Annotated in this window: 16 protein-coding genes and 1 pseudogene; 9 read left to right on the forward strand and 8 right to left on the reverse strand. The window is 69.5% G+C overall.

Features of this window, described 5'->3' with window-relative positions; genetic code table 11:
- Positions 1–197: 197 nt before the first annotated feature.
- From ACZ7M2_RS14670 to ACZ7M2_RS14695, 6 genes are all read left to right on the forward strand, one after another.
- The gene (locus ACZ7M2_RS14670) at positions 198–485 is read left to right on the forward strand and encodes a hypothetical protein (RefSeq protein ID WP_471595533.1); all 288 of its coding nucleotides are present in this window, start codon (positions 198–200) and stop codon (positions 483–485) included.
- Between the two features lie 12 nt (positions 486–497).
- Complete coding sequence (locus ACZ7M2_RS14675; protein ID WP_471595534.1) at positions 498–779, forward strand: hypothetical protein; 282 nt, start codon at positions 498–500, stop codon at positions 777–779.
- A gap of 60 nt (positions 780–839) precedes the next feature.
- Positions 840–1,607, forward strand: coding sequence for a hypothetical protein (locus ACZ7M2_RS14680; RefSeq protein WP_471595535.1), 768 nt, complete (start codon positions 840–842; stop codon positions 1,605–1,607).
- A 490-nt stretch (positions 1,608–2,097) separates the two neighbouring features.
- The gene (locus ACZ7M2_RS14685; RefSeq protein ID WP_471595536.1) at positions 2,098–4,560 is read left to right on the forward strand and encodes a hypothetical protein; all 2,463 of its coding nucleotides are present in this window, start codon (positions 2,098–2,100) and stop codon (positions 4,558–4,560) included.
- On the forward strand, positions 4,557–5,087 hold the full coding sequence (locus ACZ7M2_RS14690) for a hypothetical protein (RefSeq protein ID WP_471595537.1): 531 nt from the start codon (positions 4,557–4,559) through the stop codon (positions 5,085–5,087). Before ACZ7M2_RS14685 ends, ACZ7M2_RS14690 begins: the two co-directional genes overlap by 4 nt.
- A 117-nt stretch (positions 5,088–5,204) precedes the next feature.
- Complete coding sequence (locus ACZ7M2_RS14695; RefSeq protein WP_471595538.1) at positions 5,205–6,857, forward strand: hypothetical protein; 1,653 nt, start codon at positions 5,205–5,207, stop codon at positions 6,855–6,857.
- Between the two features lie 47 nt (positions 6,858–6,904).
- On the opposite strand, the gene ACZ7M2_RS14700 is transcribed toward ACZ7M2_RS14695, so the two are convergent.
- Positions 6,905–7,111, reverse strand: a complete 207-nt coding sequence (locus tag ACZ7M2_RS14700) for a hypothetical protein (protein WP_471595539.1) — start codon at positions 7,109–7,111, stop codon at positions 6,905–6,907.
- Positions 7,112–7,142: 31 nt separating this feature from the next.
- On the opposite strand from ACZ7M2_RS14700, the gene ACZ7M2_RS14705 reads away from it, so the two are divergent.
- Complete coding sequence (locus tag ACZ7M2_RS14705) at positions 7,143–7,502, forward strand: muconolactone Delta-isomerase family protein (RefSeq protein WP_471595540.1); 360 nt, start codon at positions 7,143–7,145, stop codon at positions 7,500–7,502.
- 282 nt (positions 7,503–7,784) lie between these two features.
- On the opposite strand, the gene ACZ7M2_RS14710 is transcribed toward ACZ7M2_RS14705, so the two are convergent.
- From ACZ7M2_RS14710 to ACZ7M2_RS14720, 3 genes are all read right to left on the reverse strand, one after another.
- A complete protein-coding gene (locus ACZ7M2_RS14710) occupies positions 7,785–8,012 on the reverse strand; it encodes a hypothetical protein (protein WP_471595541.1) in 228 nt (75 codons plus the stop codon).
- 658 nt (positions 8,013–8,670) lie between these two features.
- On the reverse strand, positions 8,671–13,980 hold the full coding sequence (locus tag ACZ7M2_RS14715) for an NACHT domain-containing protein (RefSeq protein ID WP_471595542.1): 5,310 nt from the start codon (positions 13,978–13,980) through the stop codon (positions 8,671–8,673).
- Between the two features lie 445 nt (positions 13,981–14,425).
- Positions 14,426–15,868, reverse strand: coding sequence for a recombinase family protein (locus tag ACZ7M2_RS14720; protein WP_471595543.1), 1,443 nt, complete (start codon positions 15,866–15,868; stop codon positions 14,426–14,428).
- A gap of 306 nt (positions 15,869–16,174) precedes the next feature.
- Between ACZ7M2_RS14720 and ACZ7M2_RS14725 the strand changes: the two are divergent.
- Positions 16,175–16,381: pseudogene (locus tag ACZ7M2_RS14725) on the forward strand (ATP-binding protein); the annotation flags it as partial.
- Here the strand turns inward: ACZ7M2_RS14725 and ACZ7M2_RS14730 are convergent.
- Together ACZ7M2_RS14730 and ACZ7M2_RS14735 are read right to left on the reverse strand one after the other, a co-directional pair.
- Positions 16,382–17,671: an MFS transporter gene (locus ACZ7M2_RS14730; RefSeq protein WP_471595544.1), complete on the reverse strand. Its 1,290-nt coding sequence runs from the start codon at positions 17,669–17,671 to the stop codon at positions 16,382–16,384.
- 646 nt (positions 17,672–18,317) lie between these two features.
- Entirely contained in the window at positions 18,318–18,596 is a 279-nt protein-coding gene (locus ACZ7M2_RS14735) for a hypothetical protein (protein WP_471595545.1), read from the reverse strand.
- A gap of 333 nt (positions 18,597–18,929) precedes the next feature.
- On the opposite strand from ACZ7M2_RS14735, the gene ACZ7M2_RS14740 reads away from it, so the two are divergent.
- Entirely contained in the window at positions 18,930–19,382 is a 453-nt protein-coding gene (locus ACZ7M2_RS14740; protein WP_471595546.1) for a hypothetical protein, read from the forward strand.
- Here the strand turns inward: ACZ7M2_RS14740 and ACZ7M2_RS14745 are convergent.
- Together ACZ7M2_RS14745 and ACZ7M2_RS14750 are read right to left on the reverse strand one after the other, a co-directional pair.
- Positions 19,379–22,987, reverse strand: coding sequence for an AAA family ATPase (locus tag ACZ7M2_RS14745; protein ID WP_471595547.1), 3,609 nt, complete (start codon positions 22,985–22,987; stop codon positions 19,379–19,381). The genes ACZ7M2_RS14740 and ACZ7M2_RS14745 overlap by 4 nt on opposite strands.
- The gene (locus ACZ7M2_RS14750; RefSeq protein WP_471595548.1) at positions 22,984–23,877 is read right to left on the reverse strand and encodes an S-4TM family putative pore-forming effector; all 894 of its coding nucleotides are present in this window, start codon (positions 23,875–23,877) and stop codon (positions 22,984–22,986) included. Before ACZ7M2_RS14750 ends, ACZ7M2_RS14745 begins: the two co-directional genes overlap by 4 nt.
- Positions 23,878–23,892: the final 15 nt, after the last annotated feature.

Raw genomic sequence — 23,892 nt, forward strand, 5'->3', positions numbered from 1 at the left:
CATTCCGGCCTTAAGGGGTTTTCTGGGCGGGCGGGGCGGGGGTGGGGCGTGCCATGCTCGTCGCCACCGGAGGGCCGGCGGCCGTCAACTGCCTTCCCGCGATACCGGTTTGCGGCCAGTAGCACCTTCCCACCCGGCCGCCGGCTCCCGTTCGCGGGGCCGGCGGCCGGGCCACCGGTCAGGAGGATCTCCCCGTCATGTCCACGCATCACCCCGGCGCGAGCGCGCCCGAGTCCGAGCCGCCCCGTACCCCGGTGCGCGTGCTCACGCCCGTGCAGGTCGCCGGTGTCACCGTTTTCCCGGTCCTGGGCGCCGGTCTCGCCCTGCAGGGCATGCCCGTCGACGACGTCCTGACCCTGCTCGCGGGGTGCGGTGCGATCGGCGCGGGCACCATCGCCGCCGCCGGCGGCGGACGGCACTTGCTCACCGCGCTCGCGGCGGCCGTCGTCCGCGCGGCCGCCCACGCCGAGCCCCGCGGCAAGTAGGAGGCGGCGTCGATGACTTCGCCCCAGTCCCGGCGCCCCGGCTCTTCCCGGACCTCGCGCCACCACACGCGCCTCACCGTCCTCCTGCGGGCGCTCAAGGACCGGTGCCGTCTCCCCTTCCGAGAGCTCGCCGCCCGGGCCGCCCAAGCCGCCCGTCTGGAGGACACCTCCGTCGTCTGCCAGAACAGCCTCAAACGGGCGGCCGGTGGCCACGACCTGCCCTCGGAACGTGTCGTCACCGCCTACGTGCGCCCCTGCGGCGCCACGGCCGAGGAAGAGCTGCAGGCGCTGTAGCCGTGGCGGGCCGCCCGCGCCGAACAGCACGGCTTCCTCGCCGACCTGCACGCCCCGGCCGTGCGCAGCATCCGCACCCCCGCCAACTTCGACGCCGCGCTCGTCGCCGCCTACGAACGCGCCGGCGCCCCGGCCCTGCGCGTCCTGCAGCAGCGCGCCACCACCGACGAAGCCGACGGGGCCCTGCTCCTGCCGCTGACCACCCCGTGGCGGATCACCCTGCGTGAGGCCCAGGTCGCGACCTGGGAACAGTGTGCGGCCTTCCTGCGCGGCTGCGGCATCCATCCCCGCCGCATGGGCCTGTGGCAGGCGGCATGGCAGCACATCCACACCGCCGCCCGGGCCGAGAATCCCGAGCCGGCGCCCGTCCCCCGCCACACCACCCGCGGCTCGTGGTGGACCAGCGAGAGCCGCATGTCCCTGCCCGTCACCCAGCCCGCCGACGGCACCTGGCCGAGCACACCGGACCGCCCCGTCGCATACGAGCCGTTCCGGCACGCCGCCGTGGACCAGTCCTGGCAGCAGTCGGGCGCGGCCACCACCATCGGCCGCGCGTTCACCAGGCTCGACCCCGCCGACCAGTTCTCGGTCCTCGCAGCCGGCCTCACCCGCCTCGCCGCCGCCCGGGGCCGGGCCCGCCGCAACGACACCGCCCCTGACACCGGGATCGACGCCTTCGCTGTCAGCGACGGCGGACTCGTCCTGCTCCAGGCCAAGTTCTCCGACGGCACGACCTCCGGTCCGTCCGGCACCGGCAGCAGCCCGGCCCCTGCTCTCCCGCCCGGCCCCTCCGGTCCCCACCGGGCACTACAGGCCGCCCCGGCCTGATCCCCCGCTGCGATGTGCCGGTGTGGCAACTCCGGTGGGAACAGCGGGGGTTCACCGGCCGGTGTGGGTGTGCGGAAGCATCCGTACATTGGTGATCTTGTAGTTCTATGCGCTTCTTGCATGCAAGTTGTGTGATTTGCAAAGGGTCTGACAGACTGTTAGGGCACGTCAGTGGTCTCAACGACCTGCCAGCCCCGTACCGCCGTCGGCGGAGGGGGCGTGAGCCGTGCGCCGCGGAACTGCCCACTATTTTGATGCTGTTGCAGTGGTGATGTTCCGGTGGCGCGCACAGTCTCCGGTGGTGGACTCGAAGAGGCAGACGGTCTTCGCCGGTACGCGCCGCAGGTGCGTGGTGGTGACGGCGTCCCTCGCCGGTGCTCCGTGGAAGGAGTGCCTGCGGTCCGGGTGCGTGCCGTATCCGGCATCGCCGGATGCGCTGGGTCGCGCCCGGAGCCATGAGGGCTCCCGGAGTTAGGACCGTCTGTTTCTCATGTCTGCCCGTAAGGCCCCCGAGGGGCCCTTTCCGTATCCCACCCACCCGACCTGGGCTCTGAACCTCTACGAGGCGGTCGTCAACACCTGCGGGATCGAGGGCTTCGCGCCCGTGCCCCAGCAGGCCGTGCTCGACGCTCTCGCGCCGGCGCTCGGCGAGGGCGAGGCCAAACACATCACCGAACGCCGGCGTGAGAGCCGCTTCCTGCGCGCCACCGCCTACCACATCGAGCAGCGCGACACCGACGGGGCGCTGCTGGTGCTAAAGGCGAAGCTGCACGGGGCGGCGACGCTGCCCTGGGTCAACAACGACCGCACTCGCAGCGCCTGGCTGCACCCCTCCGCCGAGAACCAGCAGCGGCTGGAGGAACTCGTCGACCAGCAGCGGTCGGTGGCCGTGCGGACCGCCACACTGGAGCGGGCGCGGTCGGCGCTGCGGGCCGTGGCCCCGACCGCGGCGGCGACGGAGAACGACGCGGCGGCGGCCGCGGTCGAGGCCGCCGAGGAAGAATTGGCCCGCGCAAGGCGGGAACTGGAGGCGTGCGAGCAGGCGCTGGGCAAGCGGCGCCCGCTGCCGGTGGTGCGGGCCGTCACCGAGGACGGGACCCCGCTCGCCGCGCTCACGACGGAGGCCGTCCGTGCGGAGGTGGCCGCCGAGGTGCAGCGCTACGCCGTGGAGGCACTGCGGCAGCGGGCGCGGCGGCGCCCCTACGACCTGGCGGAGTCCCTGGTACAGGAGGGCCAGCGGGATTCCACGGTGGTCGTGCTGCAGCGCACCCCGGTGATCGACCAGGACGGGGCGTGCCGGCACATCTGGCGGGGCCAGCAGGCCACCGGCGCCAACCGGACCGATGCCCGTCTGGAGACCTTCGGCGTCACGCCCCAGCACCTGCTGACCGGGGTGCCGCAGTCCCTGCTGCGGCTGCCCGAGGAAGAGGACAACCGGCGGATGGTTGTACGGGGTCTGGGCGAGATCCTGCGCCGGATCAGCTCCCTGCTCAACGCCGAGTACGCCGATCCCGACCAAGATCTTGAAGGGCGTGCGCAGCGGGCGGCGCGGATCGCGCAGGTGCCGGCCCGGATCGTGGTCGGCGCCAAGAAGCCGGAGCGCCTGGAGGAGTCGCTGCGCCAGCTGAACGTCCACGAGCACCTGCGCGGCCAGCTGGACTACGAGGACATGGACCGCTCCCTGGGGCTGTGGTCGACCCTGGTAAAGGCCTACCGGGCCAAGGAGCTGCTGGGTGAACTGCTGGCCCAGGAGGTCGCCCACGGCCGCATCGCGGCCGAAGAGCTGGACGAGGAAGCGATCGCCGACGCGCTGGTCGGGGCCCGGGCTCTCGACGAACTCGGTGTGCTGCTGCCGCCGGGCGACGAGGTGAGCCCCATGACCCTGCGGGACGTGGCGATCCGCTGCGCCACCGTCCTGGTGTTCCCGCCGGTCCCGCCGCGCCCCGAGGGCCTGCCGGCCCGGGCACACATGCCCACTGGCCGGTACTGGCCGGTGGTGCGTGCCACCCTGCAGGAGGCCTCCTGGGCGCAGAGGAACGGGGACAAGGTCAAGCGGCGCACGGAGATCTGGGCGGCCGTGGCCGCCCAGCACTTCCTTCGCCCCGGCCCCCCCGCCGCCGCCGAGGGCCTGTTCGGCAGGGCCGAGGTGCAGTTTGGGGTACGCACCGACGCGCGCAGCCTCGCCTCGCTGCTGACCGCCTGCCGTCAGGGGGACCCCGTGGCCTGGGAGGCCCTGGTGCGGCGGCACCTGGTGCCCGGCATGATCAGCGGTGCCGAGCCGTTCATCACGCCCAACCAGGGCTCGCTCGCCAGCGCGGAGCGCAAGGGTGTGCGGCGCGCGCCGTCCAACGCGGTCCAGTCGCTCGTGGAGGCGTACACCAGCCAGCCCGAGGGCGTCACGCGTGCGCTGCTGCTCGCGTTCGCCGAGTCGGTGCTGCGCGCCCCCGACTCCCCGGCTGGCGACGGTCTGGCACCGGGTACCTTCTGGGCGCCCGACGCACACGGCGATCCCTGCGAGGGACTCCTCGCCGACAAGGAGTGGTTCGACGCACTCTTCCCCCTGACCTCGTTTCCCAGGTCCAAGCGGCCGCAGCCGCCCGCGGACACCATCGGTGCCGAGGACGGGGACACCAGCGAGAACAGCGGCCAGGACACCGTGGAACTCGCCGAGGAGCTTCCCGAGGACCCGCTCATGCGGCTGACCCGTCTGCGCATGGAAGTGTCGGCCGTGGTGGACAGCAGCACGGTGGGCGCCGCCGCCCTGGCCGAGCAAATCGCTCGGCTCCTGGTCACCCTGGAGGACGCCGTGCGTGCCCGTGGGGAGGCCGGCGCAGAGGAGGAGCCGGCGCAGGTGCAGAAGCTGTACGTGGAGGACTTCAACAAGATCAAGGCGGAGGCGGCGAAGATCGCCCCGCTGCTCGACAAGGCCACCCTGGCGGTGATGTCGCTGTGAGCGTGGACTGCTGCCCGGAGCCGGTCGCCGGGCCGGTAGTCGACGCACGGGTGCTGCGCCACGCGTGGACGGCACTGGGCCCGCTGGCGCGCGGCGACTGGCCCGCCTCGCGCAGCCTCCTCCTCCCGCACCGGGCCGAGAGCCTCGCGGCGCTCGGCGATGTGCTGGCCGGGCTGTACCTGGCGGTCGACGCGCAGGGGCGGCTGCGGTGGCTGGGCAAGGCGCACCGCGGCAGCGGCATCGGCGCCAGGCTGGAGGATCACTTCCGTCATCCCGAGCGCGAGCGGGTCTACGCGGGGGTGTTCGTCGTGGAGGCCGACCCGTTCAGCCCGGCGAAGGCGATCGAGGCCGCCGAGGGCCGGGCCGCCGACCTGATCGGGCTGCGCGGCCGGATGGGCCCGCGGACGTGGCCCGTGGTCACCGAGGCGCGGTGGCTCGCCCAGGTCACCTCGCACCCGGCAGCCCGTATCGGCCGTCCCCGCCCGAGCATGGACGGCTCCGACGACCGGCCCGCGGCACCGGCCTGACCGGTCCTCGTTCGGGTCCCGGCGGATTGTCCGCCGGGACCCGAACGGGCAACAGGCAGGAGGTCCGCCACAGCGGATGCGGTTCGTGGTGTCAGTGGGCGTTCGTAGGGTGGGTGAGTGGTGAAAGTTCCGTGGGACAGGCTGGCGGCCGAGAGCCCGAAGGTATCCGAAGCTCTGGTAACCCTGCTGGTGCTGCGGCTGCATGAGAGAGCGCGGGCGGTCGACGGCAGCGGCGGGGACGGCGGCCGGGACCTGTTCGAGGACACCGAGGACGGTGAACACGTCGTCTACGAGGCGAAGTCGTTCACCGGCCGCATGACCCAAGTACAGCGGCGGCAGGTGGTGCGCTCGCTGGTGTCGGCGGCCCGCCACCAGCCCGACCACTGGGACCTGCTCGTGCCGATCGACCACAACCCCGCCGAGCTGCGGTGGTTCGAGGGACTGCGCGAGAAATTCCCGTTCGTACGAAACTGGCGCGGGCGCAGCTGGCTGGACGAGAAGTTCGCGGCCCATCCGGATCTGGTGCGCTACGCGCTGCAGGAGTCCAGCGACTACATCCTGGAGCGGATCATCGAGGCCCGCGCCGAGCGGGAAACGCTGCTGGGCGGGCTGCCCGACTACCTTCAGCGGGCGGGCGCGCTGCACGCGCGGGCCCAGGAGATCTCCCCGCACTACGCCCTACACACCGAGCTGGGCGCGGACGGGCGGACCATCGTGCACCTGACACCCCGGGGACCCGCTCCCAACGGACAGGCGGCGATCCGCTTCACCGGCCGGGTCCGCTTCGCGGCCGGCGACGCGCAGGAGGCCGAGCGGCAGCACCGGTTCGAGGAGACCATGCGCTTCGGCGGCGAGGTGGAGCTGACGGCGGACAACCTCGCCGAGACGCGTCTGACCGGGCCCGCGGGTCTCGGACTGGAACAGCTCACGCTCGGCAGTGTGCGCATCACCTCGCCCCGCCAGGAGGTGACACCGCCGCTGCGCGGGCAGGTCGTCGTCCAAGAGCCCTCCGGCCTCCCCGTCACCTCCCTGCCCGTCACCTTCACCCACCGCGTCCTGGGCACGGACGGCGGGACCCTGCACGGCCGCGACATGACCGGCCTGATGCGGGTACGGGCGCGCGTCGACCGGCGCGATCGCTCCGGCCGGCTGACGTTCTCCTTCGAACCGCCCGAGGTGGCGCTGCCGACAGCCGTGGTGCCGGTGCTGCGGCTGCTCGCCGAGAGCCACCCCGGCCGCTTCATGGCGCTCGTCTTCGCCGCAGACAGCGGCCAGATCCGCGCCCCGATCACCACCGGCATGACCCCGCCCGGCTGGGAGGCGGGCGAGGACCGGTTCTGGGCCGACGCGTACGACGACCTGGCCCGGCTGCAGAGCAGGACCGGCCAGTTCTTCCCCGTCCCCGACGACTTCACCCAGCAAGACGTGCGCGAGGTCAAAGCGGTCCACGAGCTGCTCGACGGGGAGGAGACCGTCCTGCGGGGCGACTGCGTGTCCGTGGAGGTGATCAGCACCGAGGGCCTCGACCTTCTGGCCGGCATCCGCGAGGGGACGTTCCGCCTCACCGCCGGATACGAGTCCATGATCTTCGCTCTCGGCGACCATCAGATCGATCTGGGCCCCTGCACCGAGACCTACACCGTGGACAAGATCCTCAACATGGGCGCGGCGCGGCGCGAACTCGCCGAGCACGGGCGCGCCGCGGTGGTGATGCGCCTGGCCGAGCGCTTCCCGGCCGTGCGTCACCTGGGAGCCGAACGACCGCGGTAGGCATACGTCGTGACCACGCCCGGCGGGATCCCCGGGGCCGCGTGTCGTCAGAAATGGGGCCGGTCGGCACCGTCGCTCGTGCTGTCGTAGGCGTTGATGTAGGCGAGGCGGAACGTCGGCCCGCAGCGGCCGGTGTCGCCGTAGAGGCCCTCGTCGCCGAGGAGTTGGTGCGCGGCCACCGCGAAGACGCCCTCCGCCGAACCGACGACCTTGCCGCTGGTGTCGAGGAACTCGTACCGGATGTCGTACGCCATCGCATGCGCGGCATGATTCCGCAGCCAGAACGTGAGCTGCGGCGAGTCCCCGGCCTCGCGATCCTGGCGAGCGTCGCCGCTGCAGTCAACACCGCGCCGCGACGGCTGGCGCGAGTACTTCGTCGAGTTCGTCCTGGGCGACACCAGTGGCCTGGCTCCGGATCAGCTCGCAGACAAGTGGCAGCAGGAGGAAGTGGCTGCCGGCAACGCTGCGTCGGCGGGCCTGCTGCGCCGTCTCTGGCTCCGCCCGGACGAGCTCCCTGCCCTCGGGGTGTGGCAGGCCACCGACCGGGCGCTCAAGGGTCTCCCTATGGCTCCGTGGCTCATGATGCCGGTCACTCACCTGGATCCACACCCGAGCGACCCCGTCGAGCAGGCGTCCGCAGTGTGACGAGAAAGCCCTCTCTCGCGCCGCCATGTCCGAGTCCCTGCTCAACGCCGAGATGGCCTTCGCGGGGGCGGAGTTCCACGAGGAACTCTTCACCCCCGGGCACCACCTGGCGTATGCCCAGGGAGTGTTTGGGCTGTCGTCTGTGCGACGGGGTAGGCCCGCGGAGGATTCTCGAGAGGGTCCGCGACGACCTAAAGGCGCGGTACAAGAACACGGAGATCCGCGTCGACCAGTGCGTCGTCGAGCATTGCCGCGGTCTTGGCCATGAGTCGGCCGGACGTCTCACGACCGGGCACCTTCCTTGCCGCGGTGGTCGGCCTGCTCGGCAACGCAGTGCTGCCGAGCCTCGCGACCTCTTACGCGGCGATCTCCTCGCGCGGCTTGGTGACCTTCCAACCCGCCGCGACGCGTACGCCGACGCGCCCAGGACGATGCGACCGTCGTGGCCGTCTCCCCGACCTTGAGGTTCTCGAGCAGCGTTTCGAAGATCTCTGAGGTCTTCATCGTCATGCCTCGCCTTCGCCGAGCCGGAGCGCCTCGGGGAGGAAGGCGGGAGGATGAAGATCATGTCGAGGTCGGACACGCCCTTGATCGCGGTGTGCCGGCCGAACGATTCGGTTGTACGCCTTCTTCGCCTTCGGCGGGCCTCTCGCATCTGCGCCAGAAGGTACGGGTCGCGGTCGGGCACCGCTTCGCTCTCGTGTGTCAATTCGTTCCTACTCGGTCGAGGACTCCTGGACATGCGCCTGAAAGTCAGTTGCACATCTTCTGAGTATGGCGGCGACCACTGACACTCCGACCGACTCGAGCTACCTCCCGTTCAGGCCGCGCTCGATCCGGCCCGCCCTGCGGCCCTCTCCTGCTTCGCGGAGGTAGCGGAGAGCGGTGGACACAATGCCGCGGAGCCGCTCGCCCTCCTGCTCCGCGGCGGCCCCGCGAAGCTCCTGGCTCCAGGCCCGGGCGAGAGCGAGGCTCAGAGCAACTGGTGCTGATCCGGGCGGACCAGGGCCGGACCTGGCAGCTCGCCGACGCCTGTGCCGCGTGTACGGTCGCGATTCCGCAGGCGGCGAGCGGGGCTTGAGTTCATGTCGCAACGTCAGAAGCGCACACTGGAACCGGCCTCTGTGCGCGGGGCGGGGCAGGCCAAGCGGGCAACGACGTTCGGAGCTCAGCGAACGGTGTCGAGGAGATCGAGGACGGCAAGCCTGATCGGCCTTGGTGTCATGAGGGGGTTGTCGTGCAGGACGCTGTCGCTGTCCGCGAGCGGTGCCAGGGCCGCTGCAACGTCGATGGGCAGTCCGGTGGCGGTGGCCAGAATGCTGGCCATGAGGATCTGCTGGTGATCTGGATTGCTGGGCACAGCGGTGTAGGTGCGGCCGTGGAGGTGCCACGGGGCGGCGCTGGTGTCCATGGTGTCGGGGCTGATGATGGCGTCGATCACGGCCTGTTCAGCATGGGGGTCACGGCGGATGCGGTGGACCGTTGCCTCGAGGAGCGCGGGCGCAGCGAAGTCGGCGTCGCGGCGGTGGAGCCGTTCGGCTATGCGCAGGATGAGGTCGGGTAGGTGGACGACCGGGGCGATGTTGATCGTCACAGCGATGGCTTCGGGCCATGTCCAGTCGATGCGGTAGGTGCCGGCGAGGTGTTTTTGCAGGGAACGGTAGAGGCTGTGCGTGTGCGGGTCGTCCGGGAAGAGGCGGGCCAGGGCGATGCGACGCCAGCCGGTGACGGCCATGTCGATGTCGTCGTCAGTGATCAGTTGTGCTGCCGGTGTTCTACCCGGGGGGTGAATCAGGAGTTCCAGCAGTTCACGCTTAGGATCGTGGAGCGGGTGAAATCTGTCCGCAACGTGGAGCACGGGCTCGGGGTCGTTGTTGGCCTGGGCGGCCTGGACTGCTTGGCTGAGCAAGTCTGGATCGTCCGGGTTGGTGTCGGCGTACCAGGCGAACACCTTCGTGTCGCGCAAGAGTTCGGGGTCGGCGCGCACGGCATCGCTCAGTGCACCGTCGAGTTCGGAGTGGCGGGCAGCAACGGTCGCCAGCGTGGCCCATACCTCGGCAAGTTCCGGAGGATTACGGCTGAGCCGTCCGACCAGGCGTTCGGGCAGCCGGTTTCCGCACTGTTGTTGCAGCGCCGTCCAGTGGGTTGCGACCAGCTCGACGAGCTGCGGGTCGGGGTCGGATAGATGGTCGTCGAATTCGACGGAAGCGGGCCGGCCATTGTTGCGCTCGACGACGCCGTCCAGGAGGGCGACGTCGCCGAGCAGGAGCATGATTACCCAGGCAGTACGTCGGCGGTCGTCGCCCGTGTTCAGGTCGTAGGAGAGCAGTTCCTGGCGGCATTCGGCACGCAGCCTCTCCCGTGCCTGCTGCCAGCCGGGGTGTGCTGGGGTGGCTTCCGGTGTCGCACTGTCACTGTCGGACGAAGTGACGGGGGTGGCGGCGAGGGTCCCGGCCCATGTGGTCGCTGCGGCCCGGCGGACTGAGCTAGAGGTGTCGTGGCGCCATTCCTTGAGCAGCTCGGTCACAGTGTCGGTGTCGATGCCGCGCCGTGTTAGCTGCTGGGCGATCAGCGCGCGCAGAACGGGAGGGAGCGGGTTGAGCAGCGCCGTGGCTTCGGCGACGATCTGCACGGCCTGTGGGCCGTTGAGCGGGCCATAGCCGATGAGAACCGGGCCGACCTCGGGCTCGGCGCCGCTGAGGCACTGGCGGGCGTAGTTCAGGACCTCGGGGACTTCAGGCCATGCTCCGATGATCCAGCCGCGTGCGGTCCCGAAGTCCTCTATCGGCACCGCGTCAAGGCACGCTCGGGCAAGTGCCTGTGCGTCGTGGTGTTCCAGAGCTTGTTCGGCCTGAGCGGACAGGGCATGAGAGGGTTCGCCACGTACGGCGTTCTTGCAGTCGATCCAGAGGCTGGCGAGAGCGGAGATGGCATGCTGGACGCCGTTGAGTCGGGGACGCTGCTGGATCAGCTGGAGCAGGCGTTCGATGCCTTCTACGGGCCCCAGGATGTGGGCCACGACTTCGACGAAGTAGAGAGCATCCTCGGCAGGGCCACTGATTTTGCGCAGCAGGGCTTCCCGGGCAAGGGCGTCATCGCTGTAGTGCTCTTGCAAGGCCCGGGCGGTTGCGGCTGTCCCGTAAGACGCGTCGAGCGCACTGATCAGTCGGTCACGGACCAGGTCGGTGCGGGCGAGCCTGGTCAGGTGGAAGGTGTTGTTGTTTACCGGGTGGAAGGATTCGTGCAGGATGCGGGTCTGAGCGGCATCACGGATGGCAGGCACATCCGCCCAGGCGGCCGGCGCGAGGGCCAGGGAGTAGGCCAGGTAATCGGTGGAGGCGATCGTGCGTGCCGCCCACTGGAGGACCGTCGCATCGTGCGGGAACGCGGTGAGCAGCACCCGCCAGGCGAGCTCCCTCCATCCCGGGGTGCCGGGCCGGCCGGGAGTACCCGAGAGGATGGCAAGGCAGAGGTCTCGCACGGACTCGTCGCCCGCGGCTGCGTCACTGACCGTCTCCGCGGTAACCCGGTCCGGGGTATCCCCCACCGGGTCGCGCTCAAGCAGGCTGAGCAGCCACTGGCGGTCGTTCTCGTCGTAGGGTTCTGTGCCCTGGGAGGTCTCGCGTGGCAGGACGCGGTGGGCACGCAGCGCGACGGCCCGGATGCCGATGGCGCCCTGGCGCATGCCCCAGGAGATCAGTTCCGTCGTCCGGCTATCGCCGGGCCAGCCGGTGACCAGTGCTTCGAGCGCGGCGGCCTGGATGGTGGCGTCGCTTCCTTCGCGGGTCAGGACTGCCAAGGCCTGTGCCACTTCGTCGGTGCCTGTCATGCGCTGGGCGAGGGCGTGAGCCGAGGCGTGCTTAATGACGTCGGAGGGGTCGCGCAGCGCCTTCAGGAGGATCGTCTCAACGTCCGGTACGGCGATGTCTGTGCGGCGCAGTGACCAGTAGGCGTTCGGCTCGTCAGTGGTGGCGATGGTCTTGCGGGCGAACCACGGCAGCAGGACCCGGCGGGCAGTGGTCTCGGCCAGGGCACCGGTGAGGGCGGCGAGCAGTCGTTCCCGATGAGGCATCCAAGGGTGGTGCTCGACGCGGGCGCACAGCAGCAGGGCGAAGCGGGTGACCTCCCGGTGGGGCATGCGCACGCCGGTGGCCAGGGCCTCCGCGGCCAGCTCGTGACCGCCCAGCTCGGCAGCCGAGTCTTTCGGACCTGCGTCCAGGGCCGTCTGCAGGAGCTCGGCGGCGTCGCTCGGGCGGTCCTGTCCGGCCAGCAAGGCAAGCAGCACGTCCCGCCAGGAACGGCCCCCCGCTCTGGATCGGACGACGGCCTGCTGGTCAGCGAGGGGCAGGGTCATCAGGTGCTCGGCGCACAGTTGCTCGGCGACAGCCCGGTGGGCAAAGCCCAGGGTGCCGGCTCCCTGAGCTTGCAGGATGCCGAGATCGCCTTCGGCTACCTCCATGATCTGCGGGGCCAGGCGGCGGGCATCGGCGCTGTCGTAGCCGAACAGATCGTCATCGCTGAGTGCCCGGACCACGCCGGCGCGCCACACCCGGATGCCGGCGGCAGGTCCTGTGTCGGCCTGTCGCAGCTCGTAGGCGACAGCGGCAAGCACTTGGCGGATGTCCCGGGCATCCAGTCCGCCGACGGGACGGCGCACATCGCGGCGCCGGATGGCCGGATGCTGCTCCAGCAGTACGTCAACCAGCCGCCGGTAGGCCTCCATACGGCGCGTGGGCAGCGGGCCGCTGGACCACATCCCGGCCAGCATCAGCAGGAACAGCGGAACGGCGGCCAGCGCCTTGAGGTCGGCCACGGCCTTAACTTCGTCCAGAAAGCGGTCGGCGGTCTCACCCGTGAGACGCTGCGCAACTTGATCTGCCTTCGGTTCGCCTGCGGCTGTGGCCGGCTCGGCGGTCACAGCCCTGGCGAACGCGGCCCGTGTCATGCTCTGCTGCTGTGCCGCAGACAGCGGGGCCAGGTATCCCACCCGCCATCCCGCCAGAGGCATCAGACGACGTAGAGCGTAGGGGCGGCTGGAGACGATGGCGGCGACGTTGCGGCTGCGGACGAAGTTCTCCAGGAGTGTCAGGGCCGGGCGGGCGCTGCCCTCGTCGGTCCACTCGTCCAGACCGTCGACGACGAGCAGCAGTCGGTCATCGGCCAGGGCCCGCGCCACCAGGTGGTGCAGGTGTTGCGCAGAGTAGCGGGTGAGCCAGGCCCGAACAGCAGACTCCACTGACCGCTCGGCATCCCCCTTGAGGTATTCGCACAGAAACGAGAACGGCAACCACACCGGCAGATGCGAGCCGAACTTCGCGGCCAGCGCTGCCGAACGGGGCCCGTCGTCCAGAAGGTCGGACACCACGAAGCGCAGCAGACTCGACTTTCCCGCCCCCGGCCCGCCGACCACGACGGAAAGATCACCGTCGGCCAGCCACTCGTCGCATGCGCTGCGGGTCACCTCCAGGCCGCCCAGTTCGTCCTCTGCCCGACCGCGCGCCAGCAGGCGGTCCACGGCGGGAACGGCGTCACGGTAGGACCAGCGGGCGTGCACGCCGACGGCCTGTTCTATCTCCGCCGTTCCTGCCGCACCTGGGCCGGTCGCGCTGGGCAACCCATGCCTGTCTTGGCGCTCGTCCGCCAGGGCCTGCTCACCCGCAGTGCCCGGCTGGCCGCCGAGGAACTCACCACCGCTGTCGGTGATGTCCAGCAGCACGAATTCAAGCGGCTTGGGCGGGTGTGTGGACACGGGCGGAGCCAGCAGGACCGCCCCTGTGTCCTGAAGAGCGAAGGACGCCCGGTACAGGCCGCGCAGGCCCGCGCGCAATGCCTCCACGTCCGGGCCCGGCAGCCGGTTCGCCAGAGCCTGTGCGTCCTCGGGACCGCAGTACTCGGCTACCCAGGAGCGGCCGAAGAAGTCGTCGACGATCTCGGGCAGGTGCCGCAGCCGCTCGCTCACCGACTCGCGTCCCCAGCGCTCAAGCCGGATCCCCGCCTTGTGCAGCCTGTCCGCCTGGCGCTCGAGTTCCTCAGCCAACGCAGTGGGGCGCAGGTCATGGGTGGTGGCGTAGATGAAGACTTCCGAGCGGCTGGCCCAGGAACCTGCGAAGAACTTGTCGACCGCTGTGATGATGTGCGCCGGTGACAGCGTCGCCACGCGCTTTGACTGCAAGGTGGTGTAGCGGCGGCCGGGATCGGTGCCGGCGGACGCAGCCGGATCGCGGGTGTTGCGGACGAACAGGTCGATGCCTTCCTGACTCTGCCCCGCCGTGCCGTACAACTCGGCGTGCTCAGCCCGCCCGTCCCGCTCGGCCAGCCGCAGAAAGAGCCGCTCCGCATCCGGCCAGGGCAGTTGATCCAGAGGCAGATAGTCGGCCTTGGTGGCAATCGGCGGCGCAACCCTGCCCGAAGGGGGAACACGCAGGCTTGTCGGCACCTCCCCCGACGGCCGCACCACCACACCACCGCGTCTCGCCACGATGTGTATCCTCGCACGGCGCTGCCTCACGTTCGCTGAGAAGCTTCGGGCCGCCATCTGTCACGCACGCACCGCTCGACCAGCACCGGGTCGGCGTCCGCGCGGGCGAAGGTATCCACTGCGACCACCCGGCGCGCGAGCGCTGCGGATCGCCGGGAGCCACAGCGGTCACCCTCCGGTCGAGATGCGATAGGCAGCACCCGGGCCTCATCCTCGCCGCGGTCCCGGCAAACCTGCGTAGGAAGTACGCCCCCCGCAGGGCGCCGGTCGGGCCCTGTCAAACCGCCGACCGCTGCCGCATGGGCGCACGCACGAAAGCATGTGAATTTGTGAAACCCATCCGGTGGCACCTCAGGGCAGCCCCAGCACACGACACCGTCACACGGGCTCGTCTCGGCGCGGCACGGCGTACCACTAGCGCGGGCTGCCCTCGTCGGTCGCGGGGTCAGCCCATCCCCTGGAGCGGCTCGATCCGCACCGATCGCGGATCGAACGGCGCCCTGCCCGGACGGCCGGGCAGGAGCGTTACCGTGGCCAGCGTTACGACGACCGCGCGCTGCCGGTCCAGCGTCAGATCCTTCCAGGCCTTGGTGGGATCTTCGGCGGTCACGAGGTCCACCAGGATGCGCGTCCGCTGCGGGTGCGCCATCTGCGCCTCGACGTCAGCCAGCCGGGCCTTGATCCTGCGGGTAGCGGCCTTGAATTCGGCGGCGTCCGCATCGTCGTCATCCGCGAACTCGTCGGTCAGGGACTGGATTCGGGACCGCAAGGCAACGGCCTTCGCCCGCAGCTCCTCCGTCCTCGGTGCGGTCTCGTCGACGAGGAGATCGACGGCGTCGGGGCGCGACAGGCGCCGGATCACGTACTCCTCGACGGTGAGGTCGATCGGTTCCGTACCGCGCGCCAGGTGCTTCGTCGTCCGGCACCGGTACAGCGGCGTCGTGAGCCCCCGCGTGCCTTTCGGGCCGCCCCGCGACCCGGACGTCACGGTCGTCCCGTCGTCGCAGACACCGCACCGGGCGATCCCCGACAGCAGCCACCTCCGGCCCGGTCCCGGGCTTGTCGCCCGGCTCTCGTCCTCAAGGACGTGTTTCGCCTCCCGCCATGTGGCCTCGTCCACGATGACCGGCCACTTACCCGGGTACAGCTCGCCGCGGTACTGACGCAGCCCTGCGTAGCGCTCGTTCAGGAGTACGCCGCGGATGGCGTTGTACGACCAGGGTTTGCCGTTGCGGTTGAGGATGCCCCGCTCGTTGAGGTCGGCGGCCATGCCGGAGAGGGTCGCTCCGGCGAGCAGCGCGTGAAAGCAGTCCTTGACCTCGGCGGCCTCGTCTTCGACGAGCTCCGCGCCGTCTGCGGTGTAACCGAAGCAGCGCGGCCCGGCCGGCGGCAGACCGCGCTCGACGCGCTGGCGCATCTCCCGCTGCTCCCGCTCCGACATCTGCTCGACCTCGAACGTGTCCACCTCGCCGAGGAGGCCGGCGAGGAGGCGGCCAGCGGCCGTCGTGAGGTCCAGCTCGGGGCCCTTGACGCACAGCACGGACACCTCGTGCTTGCAGAGAATCTCGATTCCCTCGGCCCGTTCGCGCCGGTTCCGCCAGAGCCGTCCGAGCATGTAGACGATGATGACGTCGACTTCGCCGCGATGTACGGCAGCCATGAGGAGCTCGTACTGGGGGCGGTGTTTGCCGTGGGTGGCCGACTTGTCGTTGTCCCGGAAGCGGCGCCCCTGGAGGGGGATTCCGCGCCGTTCGGCCAACTCTGCGGTGTCCTCGCCCTGACGGATGACACCGTCTTCGTCGCCCACATCCGCCTTGCTGATGCGCTCGTATGACGCACCCTTACTAAACGGTGTCATAAATTGAAGTATAGGTACGGGACGGGGCATTCAGGGAGCGCCCGCCTCAGCCCCAGAACTCCGTGCCCGGCTCCACCTGGACGTCCAAGACATTCGCGGTGTGCGCGTGGTGGGCGCGCATGCTCCGTTCGATGTACGGGTCAGGTGGAGGCGGGTACGTCGGGGATCACCCGCAACTGGGCGGCGGTCAGGGAGGGTTGAGCGAAATCGCTGGCCGTCCTCCTTCCAGTGTGGCGCACCGGAGACGGCGAGAAGGACGTTTGTCACTCCTGAGCATGATGTGACGGTCCGCGGAGAACAGCCCTCCCGGAGAGGACACAAGCTCAAACGGGCCTGGTTCTGACCGAGCGGGAGGAGAAGAACAGCGTCGCCATCGCCTCCAACGAGTCGTTCGGGTGGACGAAAACCTTCACCGACCCGCGGCTCTGTGCGGCCATTGTCGACCGGCTCACCTTCGGCGGGAACATCATCGAGACTGGCAGCGACTCCTACCGACTCGCCAGCACCAGAACCGCCCAGGCCCAAAACGCCACCGCGAGCTGATCAGTCCTTGCCCTCCCCGGCAGCGGCTTCTGCGCCGTGCCGTGTCAGGCCAGCTGTCGAGGGATCGAGTCCGTCGGCAGTACGCGCCTTCCGGGTGGGAGAAACCGTCAGCAGGAGTGCCTGGACGACTGCTCCGGACAGTCCGATCCACAGGGCGAAGCGAAGGCTGACCTGATCGGCGAGTACTCCGCCAACTGGCGCCCCCACCGCGACCATTCCCCAGTTCATCGAGCGGATCGTCGCGTTCATCCGCCCGCGCAGCCGGTCGGGTGTCACCGCCTGGCGGTAGCTCATCTCCACCGGGCTCGCGACGCCGATGGCCAGGGACACGAGGAAGAAGGCGAGCGACACGGAAGCGAGCGCCCACGGTCCGCGCACGGCCAGGACCAGAGGCAGCCAGCCGACGGCTGCGAGCAGGCGGAAGGCGGTCAGGGTGACGCCGACGTCCAGTCTCCTGGCCACGCGCCCGGAGAGCGCGCCACCGAGGAGCGCGCCGATACTCGCGCAGGCGTAGGCGACCCCCAGACCGAACGCCCCGATCTTCAGGTCGTGCAGGGCGAAGACCACGAAGACCGTGCTCACCATGCTGTTGAAGAGGAGCATCGCGTGCGAGGTCAGGGCGATGGATGCCAGCGTGCGATGCCGGTACACCCATGCCACGCCCTCCCGCAGTTCGCTGCCCAGACCGCGCCGTGCGCCTCGGTCGGGAACCGGATCGGGCGCCTTCACCGAAGCGAGCAGCAGGCCGGACATCAGATAGCTGAGGGCGTCCACCAGCACGGCAAGCGGCGCTCCCATGATTTTGATCAGTACCCCGGCGACGAGAGGGCCGGATGAGCCGGCCACCGCGTCGGCCTGTTGTACACGGGCGTATCCCGCGTTGAGCAGTTCCTTCGGTACCAGCTGTGGCACGTACGACTGGTTTGCCGCCTCGAACAGCAACGACAGCACCCCGAACACGAAGACGAACGCGCACAGTGCGGGGATGCTGAGCCGGTCCAGCGCATACAGCACCGGTATCGCACCGAGCAGGACTGCCCTTGCGAGGTCGGTGGTGACCATCATCGGCTTGCGCCGCCAGCGGTCCACCAAGACCCCGGCCATGAGTCCGAAGAGCAGATACGGAACCCAGCGGGCGGCGTTGACGATGCCGACCTCGGTGGCAGATGCGCTCAGCGTCACTGCGGTAAGGATCTGCAAGGCCAGCCCCGTGACCTGCGAGCCGAAGGCAGACACGGCCGAGGCGGTCCAGAAACGTACGTACCCAGGAACTTCCACTAGGCGCGGCATGACCGGACCGTACCAGTGAAGATCACCGACAGGTGATGTCGGAACAGGTCACCCAACGACGGCAGGATGCGCCAGTATTGTCGGCTCTCATCGATATTTGCGAGCGATCTGATCGTTAAGTGCTGCCCAAAAACAGCGATAAACGTTGCTCGCTTTCGCGTACGAAACCATACGGAGCGAGGTGCGGGCCAGGGCAAAGGTGAGCGGGGTCTGCCGCACGATCGGGTGACCAAACCGTGGGGCAGGTCACCCTGTCACCCAACCCTGCAGCAGACCCGTTTCCTCGGTCTCGTGACGCTCACGGCGCTCGTGCTGGCGCGCGAGACACGGGGTGTTCGTCTGACCGCCGACGCCGTGCTGCCCGAGGAGAAGGGAGTGCCTCAGCCGGAGTTGAGCTGACCTTGCGTGGAGCGAGGACGACCGCATTCGTGCGGGAACCGGCGAGGCGTACCGCGGTCGAGCGACCGCGGTACGCCTCGGCCCGGTCAGTGACAGACATGCCCACGGAAACCGCTGCATTTCCACGCCGCTCAGACCAGGTCCACGCCTCCTGCGGGAACGGCAGGCCAACAGGCACGAAGCGTTCCTCGGACTCGCCTGCTGCCCGATCACTCACTGCCAACTCGGCTCGTTCTGTTGGCCGTTGCTAGAGCCCGCGGGGCCGTCCCCGACGGCCGAAGCGCCACAACGGCTGTGCGGGGCGGGGACCGTCGATGACCTTGCGCACCATGTCCTTGGAGATGTCGTGGCGGCCCCGGTTGTAGTAGATCTCCGCGTGAATCTCTTCGGCCGTGAACCTCGGGTTTGCCTCCGCGACCTCGCGGATGTACCGGGTCTTGGCCTCATCGGGAGTACTGTCGGCCGGTTGTCTGCGGCGCCGGACCCGCCGACGTATGCGGCGACCGGGATTGTCGGAGTAGACCACACGCGCCTCCCCCAAGCGTCGATGGAGGATCCGACGCTAGGCGAGCAGAGCGTTGCAGGTCCATGACTGATCGTGCGCACCCATGACCACCCGCTGGCAGGTTCCTGTCCCGCCCTAAGCTGTCGGCTGCGTTCCGGCCGGTAGCGCGGCGGTCACAGGGAGGGGTAGGTCACGGCAACCGTTCATGTCGCGGTCCTGGACCCGCTGCCGGTGTTCCGCCACGGCGTCGCAGCATCCTTGTCGAGCCTGGGGCACCTCGTCGAAGAGCCCTCGAACGCCGAAGCCTGGCTGTGTGAACACCCCGGCGGGGTAGTACTGCTGACCCTTCGTTCCATGGAGGACCTGGACCGGCTGACCGCTTTGTGCGGCCTACGGCCCCGCCCTCTCGTCGTCGCGTTGACGGCCGACGGCGATGCCACGCTGGGCGTACGAGCCCTGCGGACCGGTGCCCGGTCGGTGGTGGCGCGCGAGGCGCCGGTGCCGGCGTTGCAGCGGGCGGTGTCCGCGACCCTCGACGGCGAGGCAGTGATGCCGACCGATGTGGCCGATCTCCTGGTGACGGGCCGGGGCGGCCGGGCATCACGCGGCTCGGTTCCCTCCACGGAACAGATCACCTGGTTGCGTCGACTCTCCGAGGGCTGGACCGTGTCCCGGCTGGCCTCGGACACCGGCTACTCGGAGCGGGCGATGTACCGGCTGCTCCGGACGTTCTACCAGCGCATCGGTGTCAGCTCCCGTCTGGAGGCCATCATGTTGGCGCACGACAAAGGCTGGTTCGAGAACTAGACGGCGGGGCCCGGTCGCATGCGTGCCAGTTCTGTGAGCACCGGTTCGAGACGCGGGTCGCCGTTGGCCAGGACCTCGACCATGAACCTCAGCCGGTCGTCCAGCCCGGGGGTCCGCTGTGCCGGCTCGGGCCGTGCCCGACGGAACGCCTCCAGCGCCGTCGCGGGTTCCGCTTCGTCGACGAGGATCGAATAGCACTCGGCGATACCCGTGAAGTCCCATGCGACCAGGTCGCGCGCGTCCGCCCCGGTGCGCTGGCCGGTCTCGTCGTGGAGTTGTCGGAAGAGATCCCTCGCGGTGCCCGGGAGACCGGAGCGGTGCGCGATGATCCCCCGGAGCGCGAGTTCGGCGATCTCCTTGCCGGCCACCCGGTAGCGGGCCGACTCCTCGATCGCCTCTCGGGCCGCCGGAAGATCGCCCAAGTGCACGTGTGTGAGGGCCAACACGGTGAGGGACCGCCGCAGGTTGATCGGATCCCGGTGGTCGCGCGCGATACCGATCGCTCGCTCGACCGCCGTACGCGCCTCGCGGTGCCTGTCCTGATAGAGGTACAGCTCGGCCGTCGCACTGAGCAGTTCCGCCTGTGTCGAGGGGTCGGGGCGAGCCGCGACCAGCTCGCCGCACCTGGCCAGCATCGTCAGCGCGTCCGGGATCTCGTTCAGCTCGGCGTACCACCGGGTCAGTCGCAGGGCGGCGCCGGACGCCAACTCGGGCTCGGTGTCGTAGGCGGCTTCGAAAGCCGAGAGGGCGTCCTTGATCGCGTGGCGGTAGTTGCCGCGCCGTTGTCGGCAGTCGGCAAGTCCGGACAGTGCGGCGGCACGGTCACCGTCGTCGTCGTCCTCCCCGGCCAGCCCCCAGGCCCCTCCGTAGTGCTTCTCGGCCTCGGTGAGGTGGCCGTGTTCCCAGAACATGACGCCCATGCCGATGTGGATACGGCGTATCGCCTCGCGGTCCTGGTCCTCCTGGGCCATGGTGAGCGCGGTCGTGTAGGTCGACCACGCGGACGAGAAGTCGCCGCTGTACGAGTAGATGTCCCCCAGTCCGGCGAGGTTCACCATCTCGCCTTCCCGATCGTCACCGAGCCGGCTGCGCACGGCTTCCCTCTGGGTCCGCAGTTCGGTCCCGCTGCCCCAGCGGTGCACCAGGTCGTCCATCGATTCGATCAGGCCATGTGCGCAGTCGTGCAGTCCCGCCCGGAGCCAGACGTCGACGCGCGCGAAGTGCGCGTCCAGGTCGACCATGCCGTGGACGTCGTCGTCGTCCTTCTGCATGCCCTGCAACACCCCGGCCGCTCGCAGCAGGAGGACACGTCGGGTCGGCGACTCACTCGCGTCCGCCCGCCGGTCACCACAGGCCAGACGATTGAGCACGGCCTCGATCTCGCTCTTGCGCAGATAGCTGCGGCCGTCCCGACGCTCCAGGACGAATCCGGCCGCCACGAGCGCTCGCAAGGCCGGCTCGATCCGGGGCGCTGGCACATACGGCTCCAGGATGCCGATGACGGCTTCGGTATCGGCCGGAATGCCGAGCGCTGCCAGCCCCTCCGCCACCCGCTGCTGTTCGATGGGGAGGCGGTCGACGAACTTGTGCACCAGGCGTTGATGCACCTCGCTCGTCGGCACGGAGGACAGCCACGCTCCGATCTCGTGGACCTGCATCGCCGGCGGATCACTGCTGATGCCCGCGGAAAGCAACTCGGCGAGCCGCGGGTTGCCGGCCAGACGGCCGTGAACGCGCCGTAGATCGCTCTCCGACAGGACGGCCAGTCCGTACATGTCGCTCGGGTCCAGTGCGGCGAAATGCTTCCGCAGCCACAGTGGCTTGTATCCCCTGAGACCGATGTGGACGGCGTTCTCCGTCCACGCCACGCCTGTCGTCGCCTCGGGCACGTGCTGCGTCACGAAAACGACCTTGACGAGCGGGTTCGGCCGGCTTTGCACGGCCTCCAGCGCCAGGTCGAGCTCCGAGTCACGCAGGACGTGCTCGTCGTCGAGAAGGTTCTCCGCCGAGTCGATCACGATCACCGGCCGGAAGCCGGCAGTCGTATCGAGGCCGTCGAGGGCGATCTCCAGACGAGCCCGTGCGAAGGGGCCGGCCGCCTGACCCGACCCAGGTGGTTCGATGTCCTCGACCAGAGTCGCCACGCCGATCTCTCCGTACGGTGTGGCGTCGTGCCAGCGAACGGCCGAGGACTCGTCCTCCGGATCGGCCCTGCCCAGATCGGCGAGCACCTCGCGCACCAGCGCCGTCTTCCCTATCCCGGCCGGACCACTGACCACGATGACCGAGGTGGCCTGATCGTCCAGCGCCGCGCGAAGACGGCTCTGCGGACCCTCTCGGTCCACGAAGGCAGATCTGTCCCGCCCCGATCGGCCGGTCGGCCGCGCCACTACGGTGCCGGTCGCCCCCAGGATCGCTCCCGCGTCGAAGGACTCCGAGCGCGCCGCCGACAGGTCCACCGTCCCGAGCAGGACCCGGGTGAGCCGCCCCGCCAACCGTGCGCACCAGCGTCGGGCTTCCGGCGTACCGCTCTTGTATGCGCTGTGCAGCATCGCCTGGGCGAGCAGGGAGACCTTCAGTTGCTTGTGCCAATACTCCGGATCCCCGCGCTTGTCGACGACGAACTGGAGCGCGGGTTCCCGAAGTGCGTCAATGATCTTTCGCACCCTGCCCGGCATGCCGCCATCGAGGCGCTTGTCGCGCTTGTCGCGCTCCAGATAGGCGAGAAACGTCTCCTGGCTGTCCGAGGAGGACTCCCCGATCTCCCGCGAGCAGAGCGAGATCAGCAAGGTGGCGAGATCCCGGCTGAGCGGTGCCCGCGCGTCGTAGGTGGCCAGGTCGATCAGCCGGAAACGGTCCGCTTCGACGCGCCCGTCGTACGCGGGTACAAGGATGTTGTCACCGTGGAGGTCGCCGTGTGTCCGGCCCACCAGACAGTGGATCTCCCGCAGTGTCGCGGGCATGTCCTTGGTGAACAGTCGCCACGGGTTGGGCAACGGCTGGCTCTCGCCCGGCAGTTCCAGGAGGTCCGGCGTGAGCAGGCCGCGCTTTCGCGCCCAGTCGTACAGCCACCCGTCGGTCCTGAAGCCGTCGCCCAGCTCGCACGTCAGCAACTCGGCCACCGTCGCCGACTCGCTGTCGTACTCATCACCGGTCCACCCCAGGAGCATCTCGCACCAGATCGTCTTGCAGGCGTCGGCGAGTCGGTCGAGATCCACGTTCCCCAGGGGAATGCCGTCCGCCATGAACTGACCGACGACAAGGGCGTTCTGGGGACAGGCGACCGGTTGAAAGGCGAACTCGGCGAGGTGCTGTAGGCGGAATTCCTGGGGTGCCTCATGCAGGGCCGCTGCGTGCTGTTGGCTCTCCCGGCGGCGGTTCGCCGGCACCGGCGGGCAGAACTTGATCACGCACCATTGTGGTTCGGGCCGCCCCGTGGCTTTGGTCAACAGCGCCTTCGCGAGCCGGGCTCCGGTAAAGCCCCGACTTCGTGCCTCGATGGTGCCACTACGGATCTTGAAGCCGCTGACGAGCAACGACTCGATGATCGCCGAAGCGACGTCGGCGTCTCCGAACTCGCGAGTCAGATCTTCCAGGGCGGTCATGGCCGCGGGAACCTCGATTCCAGCTCTTGCATCCTGATCTGGAAATCGCCCTTGTCCTGGTCGTGATAGCGCCGGAAGTACCAGGCCGGCAGGCGGGGCTGGAGCCGTCGCATCTGATAGAGCGTGTCCTGGACCTGACGGGCGAAGCAGGTCAGCACCTCCGGTGTGGTGATCACCGGTGATGTGGGGTTGTCGATGACCGCGCGCACCAACCCGAGGACGCGCAGCCGCTCCTGAATGCTCGTCATCTGTGTGCGGTACATCTCCAGGCACAGAAGCAGCAGACCGAGCGAGGGAACGAACCACCCGGTGACCAGTCGGCTCATCGTCCCGCTGGTGGCGAGGGTCAGCAGGACCCCCGCCGCGGACCACAGCACCAGCACCCCGAGCATCAGCTGGGCGAAGCGAAGCCGGATCCGGGCCCCCCAGGCCAGGTTCTGTTCCAGGCAGAAGAGCACGTCGTAGGGCGCGGCGGCATCCACCACGAGGTAGTAGCCCCGCAGCCGGTCCTCACCGCCACGAAAGCGCCGGCTCAGCCGGCTCACCTCGTCGTCACCGATCCGGTTCCCGACCGCAACGCTGTTCCACGGCAGGCCGAGTACGTCGGAGTCGAACATCTCCTGAAGGGTCGCGGCGATCCGCAGGTACCGCTCGGCCCAGGGCGCCATCACCCCCATGTAGAGCGCGGCCCAGAGCGTGCCACCGAGGGTGATGGCGGTGCCGTACCGCGAACCCGAGACGGACAGCAGGCCTGCGACGGCCAGAGCGATCGAAACGCCCAGGCTCAGCGTCTGTGCTCGCTGATTGCGGAGGTGAGCCACGGCGATGGCTTTGAGTACGCGCATGGCCGCGGCGTTCTCCTGCCGGTCCGCGATGTGCTGAGTGCTCACCAACGCCCCTCCCCC

It is taken from the genome of Streptomyces sp. NPDC111507 (genome assembly GCF_055638955.1).